This window comes from Vibrio sp. 10N.222.55.C7, from assembly GCF_041473335.1.
Classification (GTDB): domain Bacteria; phylum Pseudomonadota; class Gammaproteobacteria; order Enterobacterales; family Vibrionaceae; genus Vibrio; species Vibrio crassostreae_C.
The window spans coordinates 195,220-210,953 of the sequence record NZ_JBFRSC010000037.1; the positions used below are offsets into that span (position 1 = coordinate 195,220).

General features: G+C 44.4%; 15 protein-coding genes, 1 riboswitch and 1 other annotated feature. Of the genes, 4 read left to right on the plus strand and 11 right to left on the minus strand.

Going from position 1 to position 15,734, the window contains the following annotated elements:
- Nucleotides 1-116: 116 nt before the first annotated feature.
- Both AB4482_RS13680 and AB4482_RS13685 read left to right on the plus strand, forming a co-directional pair.
- On the plus strand, nucleotides 117-1,334 hold the full coding sequence (locus AB4482_RS13680; RefSeq protein ID WP_136981598.1) for an EAL and HDOD domain-containing protein: 1,218 nt from the start codon (nucleotides 117-119) through the stop codon (nucleotides 1,332-1,334).
- A 136-nt stretch (nucleotides 1,335-1,470) separates the two neighbouring features.
- The gene (locus AB4482_RS13685) at nucleotides 1,471-1,983 is read left to right on the plus strand and encodes a YchJ family protein (protein ID WP_017060272.1); all 513 of its coding nucleotides are present in this window, start codon (nucleotides 1,471-1,473) and stop codon (nucleotides 1,981-1,983) included.
- Between the two features lie 225 nt (nucleotides 1,984-2,208).
- Here AB4482_RS13685 and hisIE read toward each other — a convergent pair whose 3' ends face one another.
- From hisIE to AB4482_RS13730, 9 genes are all read right to left on the minus strand, one after another.
- Complete coding sequence (gene hisIE, locus AB4482_RS13690; protein WP_017060271.1) at nucleotides 2,209-2,859, minus strand: bifunctional phosphoribosyl-AMP cyclohydrolase/phosphoribosyl-ATP diphosphatase HisIE; 651 nt, start codon at nucleotides 2,857-2,859, stop codon at nucleotides 2,209-2,211.
- The gene (gene hisF, locus AB4482_RS13695) at nucleotides 2,856-3,629 is read right to left on the minus strand and encodes an imidazole glycerol phosphate synthase subunit HisF (protein ID WP_017060270.1); all 774 of its coding nucleotides are present in this window, start codon (nucleotides 3,627-3,629) and stop codon (nucleotides 2,856-2,858) included. Before hisF ends, hisIE begins: the two co-directional genes overlap by 4 nt.
- Nucleotides 3,611-4,348 (minus strand): 1-(5-phosphoribosyl)-5-[(5-phosphoribosylamino)methylideneamino]imidazole-4-carboxamide isomerase, encoded by a 738-nt coding sequence (gene hisA / locus AB4482_RS13700; protein ID WP_136981599.1) that lies wholly within the window; start codon nucleotides 4,346-4,348, stop codon nucleotides 3,611-3,613. Before hisA ends, hisF begins: the two co-directional genes overlap by 19 nt.
- A gap of 43 nt (nucleotides 4,349-4,391) precedes the next feature.
- Nucleotides 4,392-5,006, minus strand: a complete 615-nt coding sequence (gene hisH / locus AB4482_RS13705; RefSeq protein WP_017060268.1) for an imidazole glycerol phosphate synthase subunit HisH — start codon at nucleotides 5,004-5,006, stop codon at nucleotides 4,392-4,394.
- Nucleotides 5,007-5,015: 9 nt separating this feature from the next.
- Nucleotides 5,016-6,104: a bifunctional histidinol-phosphatase/imidazoleglycerol-phosphate dehydratase HisB gene (gene hisB, locus AB4482_RS13710; RefSeq protein WP_017060267.1), complete on the minus strand. Its 1,089-nt coding sequence runs from the start codon at nucleotides 6,102-6,104 to the stop codon at nucleotides 5,016-5,018.
- 131 nt (nucleotides 6,105-6,235) lie between these two features.
- Complete coding sequence (gene hisC / locus AB4482_RS13715) at nucleotides 6,236-7,276, minus strand: histidinol-phosphate transaminase (RefSeq protein ID WP_017060266.1); 1,041 nt, start codon at nucleotides 7,274-7,276, stop codon at nucleotides 6,236-6,238.
- A 9-nt stretch (nucleotides 7,277-7,285) separates the two neighbouring features.
- Entirely contained in the window at nucleotides 7,286-8,587 is a 1,302-nt protein-coding gene (gene hisD, locus AB4482_RS13720) for a histidinol dehydrogenase (RefSeq protein WP_017065318.1), read from the minus strand.
- Nucleotides 8,587-9,483 carry an ATP phosphoribosyltransferase gene (hisG, locus tag AB4482_RS13725; protein ID WP_017060264.1) on the minus strand — a complete coding sequence of 299 codons (897 nt, stop codon included), beginning with the start codon at nucleotides 9,481-9,483 and terminating at the stop codon, nucleotides 8,587-8,589. The genes hisD and hisG overlap by 1 nt, the downstream gene beginning before the upstream one ends.
- A gap of 53 nt (nucleotides 9,484-9,536) precedes the next feature.
- Nucleotides 9,537-9,672, minus strand: a sequence feature (His leader region).
- A 190-nt stretch (nucleotides 9,673-9,862) separates the two neighbouring features.
- Nucleotides 9,863-11,455 (minus strand): Na+/H+ antiporter NhaC family protein, encoded by a 1,593-nt coding sequence (locus tag AB4482_RS13730; RefSeq protein WP_017060263.1) that lies wholly within the window; start codon nucleotides 11,453-11,455, stop codon nucleotides 9,863-9,865.
- 112 nt (nucleotides 11,456-11,567) lie between these two features.
- Nucleotides 11,568-11,745: riboswitch (Lysine riboswitch) on the minus strand.
- Between the two features lie 364 nt (nucleotides 11,746-12,109).
- Here AB4482_RS13730 and AB4482_RS13735 point away from each other — a divergent pair.
- The gene (locus tag AB4482_RS13735; RefSeq protein WP_017060262.1) at nucleotides 12,110-12,520 is read left to right on the plus strand and encodes an H-NS family nucleoid-associated regulatory protein; all 411 of its coding nucleotides are present in this window, start codon (nucleotides 12,110-12,112) and stop codon (nucleotides 12,518-12,520) included.
- A gap of 194 nt (nucleotides 12,521-12,714) precedes the next feature.
- On the opposite strand, the gene AB4482_RS13740 is transcribed toward AB4482_RS13735, so the two are convergent.
- Entirely contained in the window at nucleotides 12,715-14,019 is a 1,305-nt protein-coding gene (locus AB4482_RS13740) for an inosine/guanosine kinase (protein WP_017060261.1), read from the minus strand.
- Nucleotides 14,020-14,121: 102 nt separating this feature from the next.
- The gene (locus AB4482_RS13745; protein WP_010439986.1) at nucleotides 14,122-14,391 is read right to left on the minus strand and encodes a hypothetical protein; all 270 of its coding nucleotides are present in this window, start codon (nucleotides 14,389-14,391) and stop codon (nucleotides 14,122-14,124) included.
- Between the two features lie 204 nt (nucleotides 14,392-14,595).
- Here AB4482_RS13745 and mnmA point away from each other — a divergent pair, with 204 nt between their 5' ends.
- The gene (gene mnmA, locus AB4482_RS13750) at nucleotides 14,596-15,732 is read left to right on the plus strand and encodes a tRNA 2-thiouridine(34) synthase MnmA (protein ID WP_372181083.1); all 1,137 of its coding nucleotides are present in this window, start codon (nucleotides 14,596-14,598) and stop codon (nucleotides 15,730-15,732) included.
- Nucleotides 15,733-15,734 lie beyond the last annotated feature (2 nt).

A 15,734-nucleotide genomic window follows, 5' to 3' on the forward strand; every position in this document is an offset into this window, starting at 1 on the left:
CTTAAACTTTCACTTTGATTATTATTGTCGGTCAGACTTTCTTAGAAAGTGTATGGTAATTTCTAGTGAATTAGCTATTATCTCTCTACCAGAAATAAACCGAACACAGTACCAAGTTGAAATATTCATACGTAGCGCGTCAACCAATACTCGACACAGGCAAGAAAACCATAGGTTACGAGTTGCTATTCAGGGATGGTCCTAAGAACACTTTCCCTGAAGTAGAGCCGGAGCTCGCTACTAGCCGTTTGCTTTCCGATCACTTCTTATCGACCCACTATAATACGTTGGGTGATAAGCTTGGGTTCGTGAACTTCCCATATGCAAGCCTAATCAACTTAGTCCCTACTCTGTTCCCCAAAGAAAGCCTCGTTGTTGAGGTTCTTGAAGACTGCGAACCAACAGACGAATTACTTGAAGCAATCAAAACCATCTTTGACGCGGGTTATACCATTGCGCTAGACGACTTTGTGCCAAGTAAAGCTTGGAAGCGCTTCTTACCCTACGTTTCAATTATCAAGTTCGATATCCGTTTAACGCCAATTGCCAAAGCAGCGATGTTTATGAACTCTCTCAAAGGGCTAGATATCAAGTTCCTTGCTGAGAAAGTAGAAACGTACGAAGAATACCAAGAAGCGAAAAAAGCAGGCTTCACCTACTTTCAAGGTTATTTCTTTAGCAAGCCAGAGATGATCCAAACGCGTGCGCTCAACCCGGCATTCCTGACGACCGTTCAGCTGTTAAAAGAGATTACGCACGACCCTATCGACTTTGGTGAAGTAGAGCGTTTGATTACGCTCGATGTGACCATGTCGTATAAGCTACTTACCTACGTAAACTCCGCTGGCGGTTCACCAACAACGATTCGTTCATTCCGCCAAGCGCTTATTTACCTTGGTGAACAGAAACTGCGTAAGTTCGTTTCACTGGTGGCTATCGCATCCGCGAAAGAAGATAAGCCGGACTCACTTTATGGCTTAGCGGTAATACGCGCACGTCAGTGTGAACTCTTGGTTGAGAAGATGAATGTTAAGGTTGAGCCTGGACAAGCCTTTTTGACCGGTATGTTCTCTCTGTTGGACTCACTCTTTGACCAACCATTGAAACAAGTACTCGATTCAGTGCCGATCGACATCGAGATCAAACAAGCCTTGATTCAACGTAAAGGTGTGTTAGGTGCGATTTTGGCCATGGTTATTGCTTATGAACAAGCCCGATGGGACGAAGCAACGCGCATTCGTAAACTTCTCAAGCTCAGTGAGGCTCAACTAGGCCAAGCTTACGATGAAGCAACGACTTGGGCACAAGAGCTATTGTCTCCAGCCTTGAAATAGTAAACTTCGCGCTAACACTTTGATAATTTCAATAACTTCAACAGAAACCAAACTTTGGTGAGCGATCGTTTCTTGGTAAACTCCCACGCATTCACTTATGGCCTCTTAATAGAGGCCATTTTTACAGGATCTGACTATGTCTTTATGCCCATGCGGTAGCAAAAATACTTACCAACAGTGCTGTGAATCAGCGCACCTTCACCACAGTGCTGTTGAAACGCCTGAACAGTTGATGCGCTCTCGTTATTCAGCGCACGTGTTGGGTTTAGTTGACTATGTTGTTGCGACTTACCACCCTAGCTGCAACGCAGAAGCGCAAAGAGAAGGTATTGCCGAATCTATCAACAGTGATTGGGCAGGACTAGAAGTCATCGATACTGCGGTAGGCTCGCACCAAGACGAAGGCTTTGTTGAGTTTAAAGCTTACTTCAATGAAGAAGGCGCACAATACTGCATGCAAGAACGCTCTCGCTTTATACGTGAAGACGGTCTTTGGTACTACATTGATGGTACCTTCCCAGAGCAGGAACAAACTACACAACCAGAAATTGACCCACGCTTAAATCAAACCGTTGAGAGCTTTAAAATCGGCCGTAATGATCCGTGTATTTGTGGCAGTGGTAAGAAATACAAGAAGTGCTGCGGGTAACTCGTTCGACTAAGAAGTCAGATTAAGAGAAGAGATTCCTGATGTCGCTTAGGCTCCTCGGAATGACGCAAAGTCAGAGGTTAGAAAAGTGACGTAGGGCTTAGAAATCTTGAAATCTTGAAATCTTGAAATCTTGAAAATTAAAAAACTAAAAAGCCCCGTAAACATGTTTGTTTGCGGGGCTTTTGTCTGTCTTTTACGCGGTTCTATTAATCTAAAGAGAGCTTACTTATGACGCTCTTTCAGCTTATTTACCACATCATCCATCGATAAGCCTTGGTCTTGAAGAAGAACCATTAGGTGGTAAATCAAATCTGCTGATTCACACACTAACTCCGCCTTATCGCCCGACGTCGCCGCAAGCGCGACTTCAACGCCTTCTTCGCCCACTTTTTGCGAAATACGCTTGGTGCCACGGGCATATAGACTGGCAGTATAAGAAGATTCAGGATCGGCGTCCTTGCGGGCAGCCAATAGCTGCTCAAGCTGATGAAGCCACACCATCTGAGACTCTTCTTGCTTGTCTCCATCCCAACACGTTGTTGTACCTGTGTGGCACGTTGGACCAATGGGATTAACTTTAACCAGTAAGGTGTCGCTGTCACAGTCCAAGGCGATGTTTTGCAGTTGCAATACATTGCCCGACGTTTCACCTTTCGTCCAAAGACGCTCTTTTGTGCGAGAGAAAAACGTCACATTGCCAGTTTCACCCGTTTTCTCAAGTGCGGCTGGGTTCATGTATCCCATCATTAGCACTTGGCTTGACTGGTAATCTTGAACAATCGCTGGCACTAAGCCATCTACTTTTTCCCAGTTAATACGCTCTGACAATGCGCCTACTTCTGTTTTTGATAAGCTTACGGGTTCAAAACTCATAGTCGCACCTCTACATCTTGTTGTTTTAAATACTGTTTAAGTTCACCAATATTGATGACTTGTTTGTGGAATACCGAAGCCGCAAGTGCTCCATCCACGTTGGTCTTTTTATAAGCTTCAGCAAAGTGCTCCATTGCACCAGCGCCACCAGAGGCAATCAATGGCACATTACACACTTCACGCACCATGTTTAACTGATCGATATCATAGCCGTTACGAACGCCATCTTGGTTCATCATGTTTAACACAATCTCACCTGCGCCACGCTTCTGTACTTCCTGCACCCAATCTTTGGTTTCCCATTTGGTTGCTTTAGTACGCGCTTCATCGCCTGTAAATTGGTAAACCTGATATTTACCGGTTTCTTTGTCGAAGTATGAATCGATACCGACAACGATACACTGAACGCCAAACTTATCAGCAAGGTCAGTAATCAGCTGTGGATTAGCCAATGCCGGTGAGTTGATTGACACTTTATCCGCACCAAACTCAAGAATGCGCGCTGCATCTTCTGCTGATTTAATACCACCAGCGACACAGAAAGGGATATCGATCACTTCAGCTACGCGTTTCACCCAGCTTTTATCGACCACACGGCCATCACTTGATGCGGTGATGTCATAAAATACCAATTCATCGGCGCCCTCTTCTGCATAGCGTTGTGCTAGCGGAACGATGTCACCAATAATTTCGTGGTTACGGAACTGAACGCCCTTAACCACTTGTCCGTCACGGACATCCAAACAAGGGATTATGCGCTTTGCCAACATGCAAATGCCTCCTCTGCGGTAAACTTGCCATCAAGTAGCGCACGACCCACAATCACACCCGCAACACCGCTGCCTTTAAGCGCTTCGATATCAGCTAGGCTGCCAATGCCGCCCGATGATTGGAATTGCACTTGTGGGTACTGCTTACAAAGATCAACATAGAGCTCTACGTTTGATCCTTCTAGCGTGCCGTCACGTGAAATATCGGTACACAGCACGTGTTTAAGGCCAACCGTGAGGTAGTCTTCAATCAGCGCTTCAATAGTCACACCTGAATCTTCTTGCCAACCTGAAATCGCCACTTTACGTGTGCCGCTTTCATCAATGTTGATGTCTAGAGCCAGCACGATTTTTTCCGCGCCATACTTCTCCATCCAACCTTTCACCAACTCAGGTTGCTTAACGGCTGTAGAACCAACCACAACGCGCTGTGCGCCAGCTTCTAGCAGATCAACGACATCTTGTTCGTTACGCACGCCACCACCAATCTGGATGTTCGCAGGCGTGCTAGCAAGGAGCTTAGCAATCAAGTCTAACTGACGAGCCGTTGTGTCTTTTGCGCCCGTTAAGTCAACAAGGTGCAGCCAGCCAGCGCCAGCTTGGTGGTACAGATTAAACTGCTCTGCTGGGTCTACTTTGTATTCTGTTACTTGCCCGTAGTCTCCTTGGAATAAGCGAACTACTTGGCCTTCAATTAAATCTAACGCGGGAATAATCATTTACATTCCTTATATGGCAACGTTAGCCGCTGCCTAATCCTTATTACAATTCCAAGAAGTTCTGAATCAGCTTAGAGCCAGCTTTCGAAGATCGCTCTGGGTGGAACTGAACACCATAATAATTGCCACTTTGAACCGCCGCAGTGAACGGATTACCGTAATCACATTGTGCGATTGTGTAGTCGCCCACTGGCATTGCGAAGCTATGAACAAAGTAGAAGTATTCGCCTTCTTCAATGTCTTTAAATAGCGGGTGATTAGGCGTTGCTGTTACTGTGTTCCAACCCATGTGTGGTAATGGTAAGTCGCCCGTTTCAAGTAAACGAACTTCGCCATCACACAAACCTAGGCATTCAACTAACTCATCAGCCTTTTGACCTTTCTCTTGAGACAGTTTGCCTAACAGCTGCATACCTAAACAGATACCCAGCAGAGGCTTCTCTACTTGCTTCACAAGGGTAACAAGGTCACGCTCTTGCAGGTTCTTCATTGCCTCACTTGCTGTACCTACACCGGGTAGGAATAGCTTGTCGGCAGCAAGAACAACTTCTGGTTCTTTTGAAATTTCAACTGCGTAGCCCAGACGTTCAATCGCAAACTTCACCGATGAAACGTTGGCACAACCAGTATCAATAATAACGACTTTTTGCTCTTTCATACCGAACCCTTACAGAACGCCTTTGCTGCTTGGTAACTCGTTACCTTCAACTTTGATTGCTTGGCGAAGAGTACGGCCAAACGCTTTGAACAGGCTCTCAATGATGTGGTGATCATTATTGCCATCAGAAGAAAGGTGTAGCGTACAAGCCAATGTATCAGTTAGAGAACGGAAGAAGTGAACCACCATCTCGGTTGAAAGATCACCCACTTGCTCACGGCTGAACTTAGCATCGAACTTCAGGTATGGACGACCAGAAAGGTCTAACGCACACTGAGCCAAACACTCATCCATTGGTAGGCTGAAACCAAAACGGCCAATACCACGTTTGTCGCCTAGTGCATCTTTCAATGCTTGGCCTAAAGCCAGAGCGGTATCTTCGACTGTGTGGTGATCATCAATATGCAGGTCGCCCTTCACAGTCAGGTTCATTTGGAAACCACCGTGTGTCGCGATTTGATCAAGCATGTGGTCGAAGAAACCCATGCCGGTATCGATCTTGTTGCCACCGGTTTCATCAAGGTTTACTGCAACCTTGATATCGGTTTCTTTAGTAGTACGAACTACTTCAGCAATACGCGCATTAACCGTCAGATCTTTAACGATTTGTGGCCAGTTAAGCGTGCCTTCAGTTTCCGCATCCGGGCCATATTGAATACCGCGGATAGCCATGTTCTCTGCCAGTTGAAGATCCGTCATTCGGTCGCCAATCACAACAGAGTGTTGGAAATCGACTTTACCGCCTTGTAGGTACTCTTTAACCATACCCAGTTTAGGCTTACGGCAAGAGCAGTTGTCTTCGTCAAAGTGAGGGCAAATAAGCACGTCGTCAAACTTAACGCCTTGAGATTCGAAGAACTCCATCATCATATTGTGTGGTGCATCGAAATCTTCTTGTGGGTAGCTATCGGTACCTAGACCATCTTGGTTAGTCACCATCACTAGACGGTAACCAGCGTCTTGCAGTGCAAGTAGGCTAGGAATTACTCGCGGTTCGAATTTTAGCTTGTCTAAACGATCTACTTGAAAGTCAACTGGCGGCTCTACAATTAAGGTGCCGTCACGGTCTATAAAAAGTATTTTCTGTTGTTTACTCACTTGAACTTCCTTTTAATTTTAAATCTGGTGGCCTAGCTAAAATCAAACGCTAACCCAAAATATTGGTTTCACTTGCCAATCTGCGATTAATCAACTCAAACTGGCAAATGTTATTACTGGTAAGCCTTTCGTTACTGATAAAAGTTACGAATGAATCCAAGTGTCTTTTCGCACTCTTCGCGGTTACCAATACTAATACGAACACAGTCTTCAATAGGTGAATTACGCAAAATAATGCCCGTATCCCAAGCCGCTTTAAATAACTCATCGCCGTTCGGGAATTTCACCAGTAAGTAGTTACCCCAGCCATCAAAAACCGTCACTTGAGGCATACCTAATAGACCCGCCTGCAAATACGCTCGGTTAGCACTTAAATCTAGAACTTGGAACTTAGCTCGCGCTAGTCCTTGCTCTGAGAGAGCTTGAACGGCAATGTCAGCAACAGGGATTGGCACAGGATAAGGAGCGATCACTTTCAACAGTACATCGATAAGCTCTTTATTCGCTAGCGTAAAGCCACAACGTAAGCCCGCCAAAGCAAAGGCCTTCGACAAGGTGCGCAGAATCGCTAGGTTTGGATATTGCTCAAGCAAATCAACGGTTGACGCTTCTGGACAAAAATCGATATACGCTTCATCCATCACCACAATCGCTTTGTCTTGTGTCATTTCAAGCAGCTTGATGATGTCTTTACGATCAACTAAATTACCGGTTGGGTTATTTGGGCTACAAACAAACACCACTTTTACGTTGTCGAGCTGAGCTTCGATAGCTGGAAGATCCAATTGCCATTCAGAAGTAAGAGGCACAACTTTACGCTCAACACCAATCGTCTCTGCACTGATTGCGTACATACCGTAAGTAGGTGGGCAGTAAAGAATAGCGTCTTCGTTCGGCTCACAGAAAGCACGAATCAATAACTCAATGCCTTCGTCAGCACCACGAGTCGTCAGTGTTTGCTCTGATTTCACGCCTGCGTATTGAGCGTAAGCATCAATCAGCTCTTTTGGCTGACATTCGCTGTAACGGTTAAGACGAGACAAGTTCAGGTTGTACTCGTTATCAAACGGAGATTCGTTGGCGTTTAGCCATACATCACCAGTACCGCCTATGCGTCTTGCAGACAAGTAAGGTGTTAGAGCCTGAACTTGTTTTCTTGCTAACTTTTCCATGCCCTACCCTTATTTCGCTTTATTTAACTTTTCAACTCGGATAGTCACAGCGCGTTTGTGTGCATCCAAACCTTCGGCTTCCGCCATTGTTACTACTGTTGGCGCTAGGCCTTTCAACCCATCGGCTGTTAGCTCCTGCACCGTCATTCGCTTAGAGAAATCAGCCAAACCTAGGCTTGAATACGTCTTGGTATAACCGTAAGTCGGAAGAACGTGGTTTGTGCCGGATGCGTAGTCACCTGCAGATTCTGGAGACCAGTCACCAAGGAAAATTGAGCCTGCATTATCTAGCAATGGCAGCAATTCACGTGGGTTCTTGGTTTGAACGATCAAGTGCTCAGGACCGTAGAAATTCGAAATCGCAATCGCTTGAGTGATCGATTCAGCAATGATGATTAAGCTTGAAGCCAATGCTTGCTGAGCGATGTTCGCACGAGACAGTTCTTTCAGTTGCTTTTGAACCGCTTCTGTTACTTGGTCTGCAACCACTGGAGATGGAGTTACCAATACTACTTGAGAGTCAGGCCCGTGTTCCGCTTGGCTCAACAAATCCGCTGCAATGAAGTCTGCATCAGCCGTTTCATCAGCAATCACTAACACTTCAGATGGGCCAGCTGGCATATCAATAGCTGCTCCGCGGAAGTCATTACTCACTTGGCGCTTTGCTTCCGTAACGTAGGCATTACCTGGGCCGAAGATCTTATCGACTTTAGCCACACTCTCGGTACCGTAAGCCATTGCTGCAACCGCTTGACCACCACCAACGTTGTAAACTTCGTCGATCTTACAAAGCTTAGCGACATACAAGATTTCATCAGCGATTGGCGGAGGTGAACAAAGCACAACCTTACGACAACCTGCGATTTGAGCAGGAACACCTAACATAAGAACCGTTGACGGTAGTGGCGCACTGCCACCGGGAATATAAAGGCCAACAGTATTAATCGCGCGCGTCACTTGCTCACACACAACACCAGGCTGTGTCTCAACCTTAATTGGCTGCGGCTTTTGAGCTTCGTGAAACTTAGCAATGTTGCTATAAGCTTGCTCTAACGCTTGCTTCATCTCTGGTGTTAGACGAGCACACGCCTCTTCAATCTCACCCGAACTGACTCGGATAGATTCTGGAGTTACACCATCAAACTTTGCAGTCAGCTTTTTAAGCGCGGCATCGCCTTCATTTCGTACTTTTGCAATAACATCAGAAACAGTCGCTGTGATGTTTGCACCTTCAGTAATAGCTGGACGCTCTAATACCGAGTCTTGCTGTGATTCACTTAAAGATTGCCAAACAACGGTTCTCATCGTCACTACCCCATCATTTTTTCGATTGGTAATACTAGAATCGAGCTTGCACCCAACTCTTTCAGCTGTTCCATTGTTTCCCAGAACAAGTTCTCTGTACTTACTAGGTGCACGGCAACTTTGTCTTTGTCTGTAGATAGAGGAAGAACCGTTGGATCTTCAGCACCAGGCAGTAGTGCTTTGATTTGCTCTAGTTGAGAGGTTGGCGCGTGAAGCATGATGTACTTCGACTCTTTCGCTTGTTGAACACCCTGCATACGAGTCAGTAGTTTTTCAATCAGTGCGGTCTTGTCTGCGTCGAAGTCGCCAACACGTTGAATCAGTGTTGCTTTCGATTGGAAGATAGCTTCTGCTTCTTTTAGGCCGTTCGCTTCAAGCGTTGCACCTGTAGAAACTAAATCAGCGATAGCGTCTGCAAGGCCAGCGCGAGGCGCGACTTCAACCGAACCTGTTAGCATACAAGTGCTGAACTCAACACCCTGCTCGTCCATGTAGGCTTTAAGTAGTTGTGGGTAGGTTGTCGCAATACGTTTGCCCGCTAAGTCTTGTGGGCCGTTGTATTCTTCGTCTTTATTAATAGCGATTGAAAGGCGGCAACCACCGAAGTCTAAACGACGTAGTGTGCGGAACTCTGAAGGCTCTTTAAGAGCAACACGATCTAGACGAACTTCTTCTAGTTCATTTTCACCGATGAAACCAAGGTCAACTACACCATCCATGATAAGACCTGGGATGTCGTCATCACGAACGAGTAACAAGTCGATTGGCATATTTAGTGAGTGAACCACTAGGCGCTCACCCATGATATTAAATTTAACACCACATTTTTTAAGTAGGTCTTGGCACTCTTTACTTAAGCGACCTTTCTTTTGAATTGCGATTCTTAGGCGTTGTGTCTGCATTGCTGTATCCCTGTGCAAATATTTGAATTTATTGATTATTTAAAAGCGCTAAAACTAAAAAACCCTCGGGAACTTTGTCATCCCGAGGGTTTAAATCTAAATTCTTTTGACTTAACCTCCGGGAGTAATCTTGCTCCCGGGTATACGTAAATCTCCCCGAAAGACTAGATAGGGTGATGATGGTGATGAATGTTCATTACTAATTTACGCATACTTATCAGCTCTTAGGTTGTTTGCTGTCTTGTCTCCACACTAACTAAGCTGACATCCTTTTTCAACCATTTATTCGAACTTTTTTCACGAAACTTAAAATTAAATTAACAGGCACAAAAAAGGGAGGCAAACGCCTCCCTGATAGTTTACTGATTAACTTTCAATTTTAGCTTTTGCACGTCGCCATTTTGCAGCGAGAGAAGTAAGCCAATGCAAAACATACAGCAACAAACGTTAGAGACGCTGCGCCAAATGCGATGCCAATTGAAGATGTCATACCTAGAGTGATGAAACCAATGCACGATACGAACGCTACAGACAACGCGTATGGAAGCTGAGTCGAGACGTGGTCGATGTGGTTACAACGAGCACCAGTAGAAGACAGAATCGTCGTATCTGAGATTGGAGAACAGTGGTCACCAAATACTGCACCCGCTAGAACCGCACTTAGCATTGGAAGAATCAGTGCGATATCCGATGCTGCAGCCATATCACCCGCGATTGGTAGCATGATACCGAACGTACCCCAAGATGTACCTGTAGAGAACGCCATAACGCCCGCTAGAAGGAACAACATAACCGGTAACCAGTGGTAATCAATGCTGCCTGTTACTAGAGACGATAGGTAAGAACCCGTTTTCATGTCGCCGATAACAGAACCGATAGTCCATGCAAACACAAGAATCAGAATCGCGCCAAACATAGAGCTAGCACCGATCCACATTGTTCTTGCGATATCAGTCATAGATAGCTTTTGCTTGAATACTGTCGCTAGTGCTACTAGTAAGCCAATAACACCACCGTAAACAAGAGACTTACCTACATCCGTGTTTTCGAATGCGCCTAGAAGGTTGAATGCTTGGCCATCAGCAGCCAGCGCTTGGCCGCCTGTGTAAAGCATTGCAGCCACTGTCGCTACAATTAGCGATACGATTGGCATAACAAGATCAGAAACTGAACCGTTTTCGCTCTCTTCGATATCTAACTCTTCGTTTAGATCGTGAGCTTGCTTTTGATCGTTGTCACCTTCAAAGCCACGGCCTTGAGATGCTTCGATCTCATGCTCACGCATCTTACCAACGTCTAGACCGAACCATGCTACTGCGAACACCATTAGTAGTGCGAATACAGCGTAGAAGTTCATTGGGATAAGACGAACGTAAGCACCCAGTGCAGAATACTCTGTCACACCGTGTGTCACTAAGATGCCACCAATAATCGTGATGATGTAAGCACCCCAGCTAGAAGCAGGCATGATCACACACATAGGAGCAGCAGTTGAATCTAGGATATAAGCAAGCTTAGCGCGAGATACATAGAAGCGGTCTGTTACAGGACGAGAGATAGCACCAACCGCTAGGCTGTTAAAGTAGTCATCAACAAAGATGAATACACCTAAGAAAGCAGCAAGTAGTTTTGAACCACGTTTGCTCTTAACGCGAGACTGTGCCCACTCCGCGAATGCGCGAGTACCGCCAGACAGTGTTAATAATGCCGTTGTCATTCCAAGAATAATTAGGAATGCAATGATGCTCATGTTCCAAGTGTTGATGCCACCATCTTCGATGAAAACACCAGATGCTTTAGTAAACACGTAGCTAGCTGCATTACCTACTGAGTAATCAGCAAGTAGAATCGCACCCATGATGATACCGACACCCAAAGAAACCAATACACGGCGGGTAACAATAGCAAGGCTCAAAGCCACAAGGGGCGGAAGCAAAGATAAAGGTGATGTTGCAAAATCTATTAAATTCATGATCTTCAAAAACCAGTTTTTTATTTGGCTAGAGATCTACTGCAGACAAACTTGATACGGCTGACCAAGCTCATGTTGAACTAAGCGAAAGGGAAGTGAACACTTCACCCAACCCTACAGTAGCGCTCCATAGTTTAAAATTAAGACTATGGCAGTGTTGTACCTATTGAGCACAACCCCAGCAAATTGCTTAGATATACAATTTACTTCGGCAATTACACCTTTCATTCCCGTTCATTGGCATCACCCCAACGGAAGTTACTTTTTATAATTGCACCTCTACGTGCGATAACATTATTAACCGTGCAAACCAGAGTTTAACAACAAATTAACCAACACCTCGCATCAGGTAGCCGCAATTGTACTCATCAAGAGCAACAATGCAACATATCATTCCGAGAAAAATAGCTTTTTGTTAATGAACTAATCAATAGAAGAATAGTCTACATAAGTTGACTACTCCACCTGTCACATATCATTTTTTAAGATATTCTTAATAATAATTATAAATTCAATAGAAATACTGCTCTGAATTTTCAACTATTCATCTCACTTTTATATTTAAATATGTAATAGAAGAAATACTATTTGTTTTATTCCTAGGCTCTGTTTATTATTAGGAAGATTATTTAGTTTACCTTGATGGAAAATATCATGTCTGAATTAACAAAAACTCTATTAAATATCCGCAGCCTTCGTGCGTTCTCACGTGAATTAACTCTTGAGCAACTTGAAGAAGCGCTAGACAAGCTGACTATTGTTGTACAAGAGCGTCAAGAGTCTGAAGCTGAAGAGCGTGCTGCTAAAGCAGAGCAAGAAGCTAAGCTTTCTGCTATTGCTGAACAAATTGCAAAAGACGGAATTGATGTTGCCGATCTTATTGCTGCACTTTCTGGTGAAGCAAAATCTAAAACAACAAAAGCTAAACGCGCTCCTCGCCCAGCGAAATACAAATACGTAGACGCAAACGGCGACGAGAAGACTTGGACAGGTCAAGGCCGTACGCCTTCAGCTATCCAAGAACAGCTAGATGCTGGTAAATCTCTAGAAGAGTTTGCTATCTAAACATTTAGTTTACTTAGTGAGTAATCAATTACACGCTAAGCGATAGAATTAATATTTAAGTCGACCAAAGTATTATTTACGACTTCAATATATTCAGAAACAAAAAAGGCTCCTTTCGGAGCCTTTTTTATATTTGTACTATCAGTATTAGAAACCAACTGATACTGATAGTACTACTGATTAAAGAAAGTAACTTATCTTTCCCAGTACGCTTCTTCTAGGCTATCTTCTCTTTCAGGAAGGCCACGAGATAAACGTGGAGAGTGTTGAACCAACACTTCATAGCTAGCACGGTTAGAATATTTACAAACTTGTGAGAACGAAGAGTACGTCAAGAATGAATGTTGGTGTTTACTTGAGTTTGGCACGTTTTCTTTGTGGTACTTATTAGCAGCCATATCATGTAATAAAGCTGATAACGCAGCATCACCTGCACCATTGGTATTTTTGATCTTTTCTGGTCCACCCATGTATGGCGCAATGTGCGAATACACTTTAGTTGGGTTTTCACATAAATCTTTATGCGCAGGACGGCTAAATTCAAAACGGTTGAATTCCGCAATTGAACCTGGAAGTAAAGGCAGTGACGTTTCACGCTTAGCTGCATCTTCTGTATAACCAGCCATAAATAGGCCAACAGGTCCCGCAGTACATAGAACAAGGTCTACCCAGTCTAGCGCTTTATCTGATGCAGCCAGTGGATCGCTTTCACCCGTTAACGCTTCAGCTTCGTCTTCATTCATTGCAACAACCGTTACGTGTTGCTCAAGGAAATCTTTCCAGAATTCTGGATCATCTTGAATAACGAACTTAGTACCTAGTGTAAGAACGACTGGCACATCGTATTTCTTCGCGTATTCGATCGCTTTCATTGTTGCTTCAGGCATCGGGTCGCCTGGCTTACAGCGAACTAAATAAGCCGTTAAAACTAAAGCAGAAGCACTTTTGAAGATTTTTTCAGGAATGCTTTCTGGTTTTAATTGGTTCATTTGTCCTTCGCTAATTGCGAAAGTACGTTCACCGTCTTCTGTAATTAATGCAAAGCAGCGACCAATTGCGCCATCTACCCCTTGTAAATGGTTCAGATCCATTCTGCTTGATGTATTACATAAATAGCGATAACCGTAACTACCAATCTTAATATCTTGGCTCATTACACCTAACAGTGTAGAACGGTCATCCGCTAGCACTGAATAGTTGTGTAATGTGTTACCAATTGTGCCACCAGCGTATTCATTGGTAATCAGGCACTGCTCTTTTAATTCTTGATACAAAGATTCAGCGGCTGCGTCGCCAATAACCAGTGAATGTCCCTTGCTCAAACCATACTTCTCAATAAGTTCAGAACTCACCTTTGCTTCAATATCCACCAATGTTTGATCAATACCGATAATATGAGTGCGTGACATTCTTTTACTGCTTTGAGCTTGGCTCACTAGAGGATCACGAGCGTGAACCGGAAAGTAGTGCTTTGATTTACGTTGTCCAGGGAATTTCATAAGGCTAGTCTAAGTCAAGGGGAAATAGGTGGCGGATTCTACCGCGCTATATTTAACGCGGCAATCTTTCAAACTATAGCAAACGTTTGCTGAAGGTTTTTTTTATTCGCCTTCCATAAAGCTTAAATCAGGCAGCATGCCCAAATGCTCTGCGTAACGTTTTTGATTAAACTCCGCGCCGTTTTTCATAACGTCAAATACTTCAATTGCCAGTGCACATGCCATAGCCGCAATTGCTTCTTCACGTGGAGTGCCTGTCATCATTAAACGCATCAACGTCTCTTTCACTTTTACAGGTTCGCCATCTTCAAGCTGGTTTTCGATAATCTCAATCAGCTCTTCTTCTTGCATAAATTCATTTTGTTCAGACATTTTTTTATCTCAGGTCTTGGATTTCGAGCGACTATGCCACATATACTTCTGACATCCTAGCGACTCACCTCGCTCTCATGCGATTCTCTAACAAAGTCAGCGCACTATTTGTGCAAATGAAACTGTGATTCCGGTCTCGGATCTGTCACGGCGTTTCTCTTTCTGTTAGAATCTGCGACCAAGTAATAGTAACGGTGTTTAGACATGTCAGATATCAGCTCTGGAAACAGCGAAAAGAAAGTAATTGTCGGTATGTCCGGCGGTGTAGATTCGTCAGTATCGGCGTATCTTCTTCAGCAACAAGGCTATCAGGTAGAAGGCCTTTTCATGAAAAACTGGGAAGAAGATGATAACGAAGAATACTGCACGGCAGCTGAAGACCTTGCTGATGCTCAAGCGGTATGTGACAAACTAGGTATCCACCTACACACGATCAACTTCGCTGCAGAATACTGGGACAATGTATTCGAATACTTCCTTGAAGAGTACAAAGCAGGCCGCACACCGAACCCTGATATCCTTTGTAACAAAGAAATCAAGTTCAAAGCATTCTTAGAGTTTGCGGATGAAGTGCTAGACGCAGACTACATTGCGATGGGTCACTACGTTCGTCGTACTTTCCCAACTCAAGAAGAGCTTGATGCTGGCGTAAAACCAGAAATGCTACGTGGTCTAGACAGCAACAAAGACCAAAGCTATTTCCTATACACGCTAAGCTCAGATCAAGTGGCACGAAGCCTATTCCCTGTCGGTGAATTAGAAAAGCCAGAAGTGCGACGTATTGCTGAAGAGCAAGACTTGATCACAGCGAAGAAGAAAGATTCTACAGGCATCTGCTTTATCGGTGAGCGTAAGTTCACTGAATTCCTAGGCAAATACCTACCAGCACAACCGGGTAACATCGAAACACCGGAAGGCCAAGTGATTGGTCAACACCAAGGTTTGATGTACCACACGCTAGGTCAGCGCAAAGGCCTTCATATCGGTGGCACTAAAGGTGGCGGCGGTAATGAAGAGCCATGGTTTGTTGGTGAAAAAGATCTCAAGCGTAATGTTTTGATCGCAGTACAAGGTAAAGACCACCCTCTTTTGAAATCAGAAGGTTTGATCGCTTCTCAGCTTCATTGGGTAAATCGCACACCAATTACTGAAGTTATGACATGCACGGTAAAAACACGTTACCGTCAGACTGATATTCCTTGTACAATCATCCCAATTGATGATGAGAAAATTAAGGTTATTTTTGATGAACCACAGATTGCTGTGACCCCAGGTCAATCGGCAGTGTTCTACCTAGACGAAGTATGTCTTGGTGGCGGTATCATCGAAAAACGCATCTAACT

Bases quoted from the DNA above. Each gene is read 5' to 3' on its own strand.
- AB4482_RS13685 (WP_017060272.1), top strand. From the start codon at position 1,471: ATGTCTTTATGCCCATGCGGTAGCAAAAATACTTACCAACAGTGCTGT.
- AB4482_RS13745 (WP_010439986.1), bottom strand. From the start codon at position 14,391: ATGTCTGAACAAAATGAATTTATGCAAGAAGAAGAGCTGATTGAGATT.
- hisC (WP_017060266.1), bottom strand. From the start codon at position 7,276: ATGGAAAAGTTAGCAAGAAAACAAGTTCAGGCTCTAACACCTTACTTG.
- hisIE (WP_017060271.1), bottom strand. From the start codon at position 2,859: ATGAGTTTTGAACCCGTAAGCTTATCAAAAACAGAAGTAGGCGCATTG.
- hisH (WP_017060268.1), bottom strand. From the start codon at position 5,006: ATGAAAGAGCAAAAAGTCGTTATTATTGATACTGGTTGTGCCAACGTT.
- hisG (WP_017060264.1), bottom strand. From the start codon at position 9,483: ATGCAGACACAACGCCTAAGAATCGCAATTCAAAAGAAAGGTCGCTTA.
- mnmA (WP_372181083.1), top strand. From the start codon at position 14,596: ATGTCAGATATCAGCTCTGGAAACAGCGAAAAGAAAGTAATTGTCGGT.
- AB4482_RS13735 (WP_017060262.1), top strand. From the start codon at position 12,110: ATGTCTGAATTAACAAAAACTCTATTAAATATCCGCAGCCTTCGTGCG.
- AB4482_RS13730 (WP_017060263.1), bottom strand. From the start codon at position 11,455: ATGAATTTAATAGATTTTGCAACATCACCTTTATCTTTGCTTCCGCCC.
- hisA (WP_136981599.1), bottom strand. From the start codon at position 4,348: ATGATTATTCCCGCGTTAGATTTAATTGAAGGCCAAGTAGTTCGCTTA.
- AB4482_RS13740 (WP_017060261.1), bottom strand. From the start codon at position 14,019: ATGAAATTCCCTGGACAACGTAAATCAAAGCACTACTTTCCGGTTCAC.
- hisF (WP_017060270.1), bottom strand. From the start codon at position 3,629: ATGTTGGCAAAGCGCATAATCCCTTGTTTGGATGTCCGTGACGGACAA.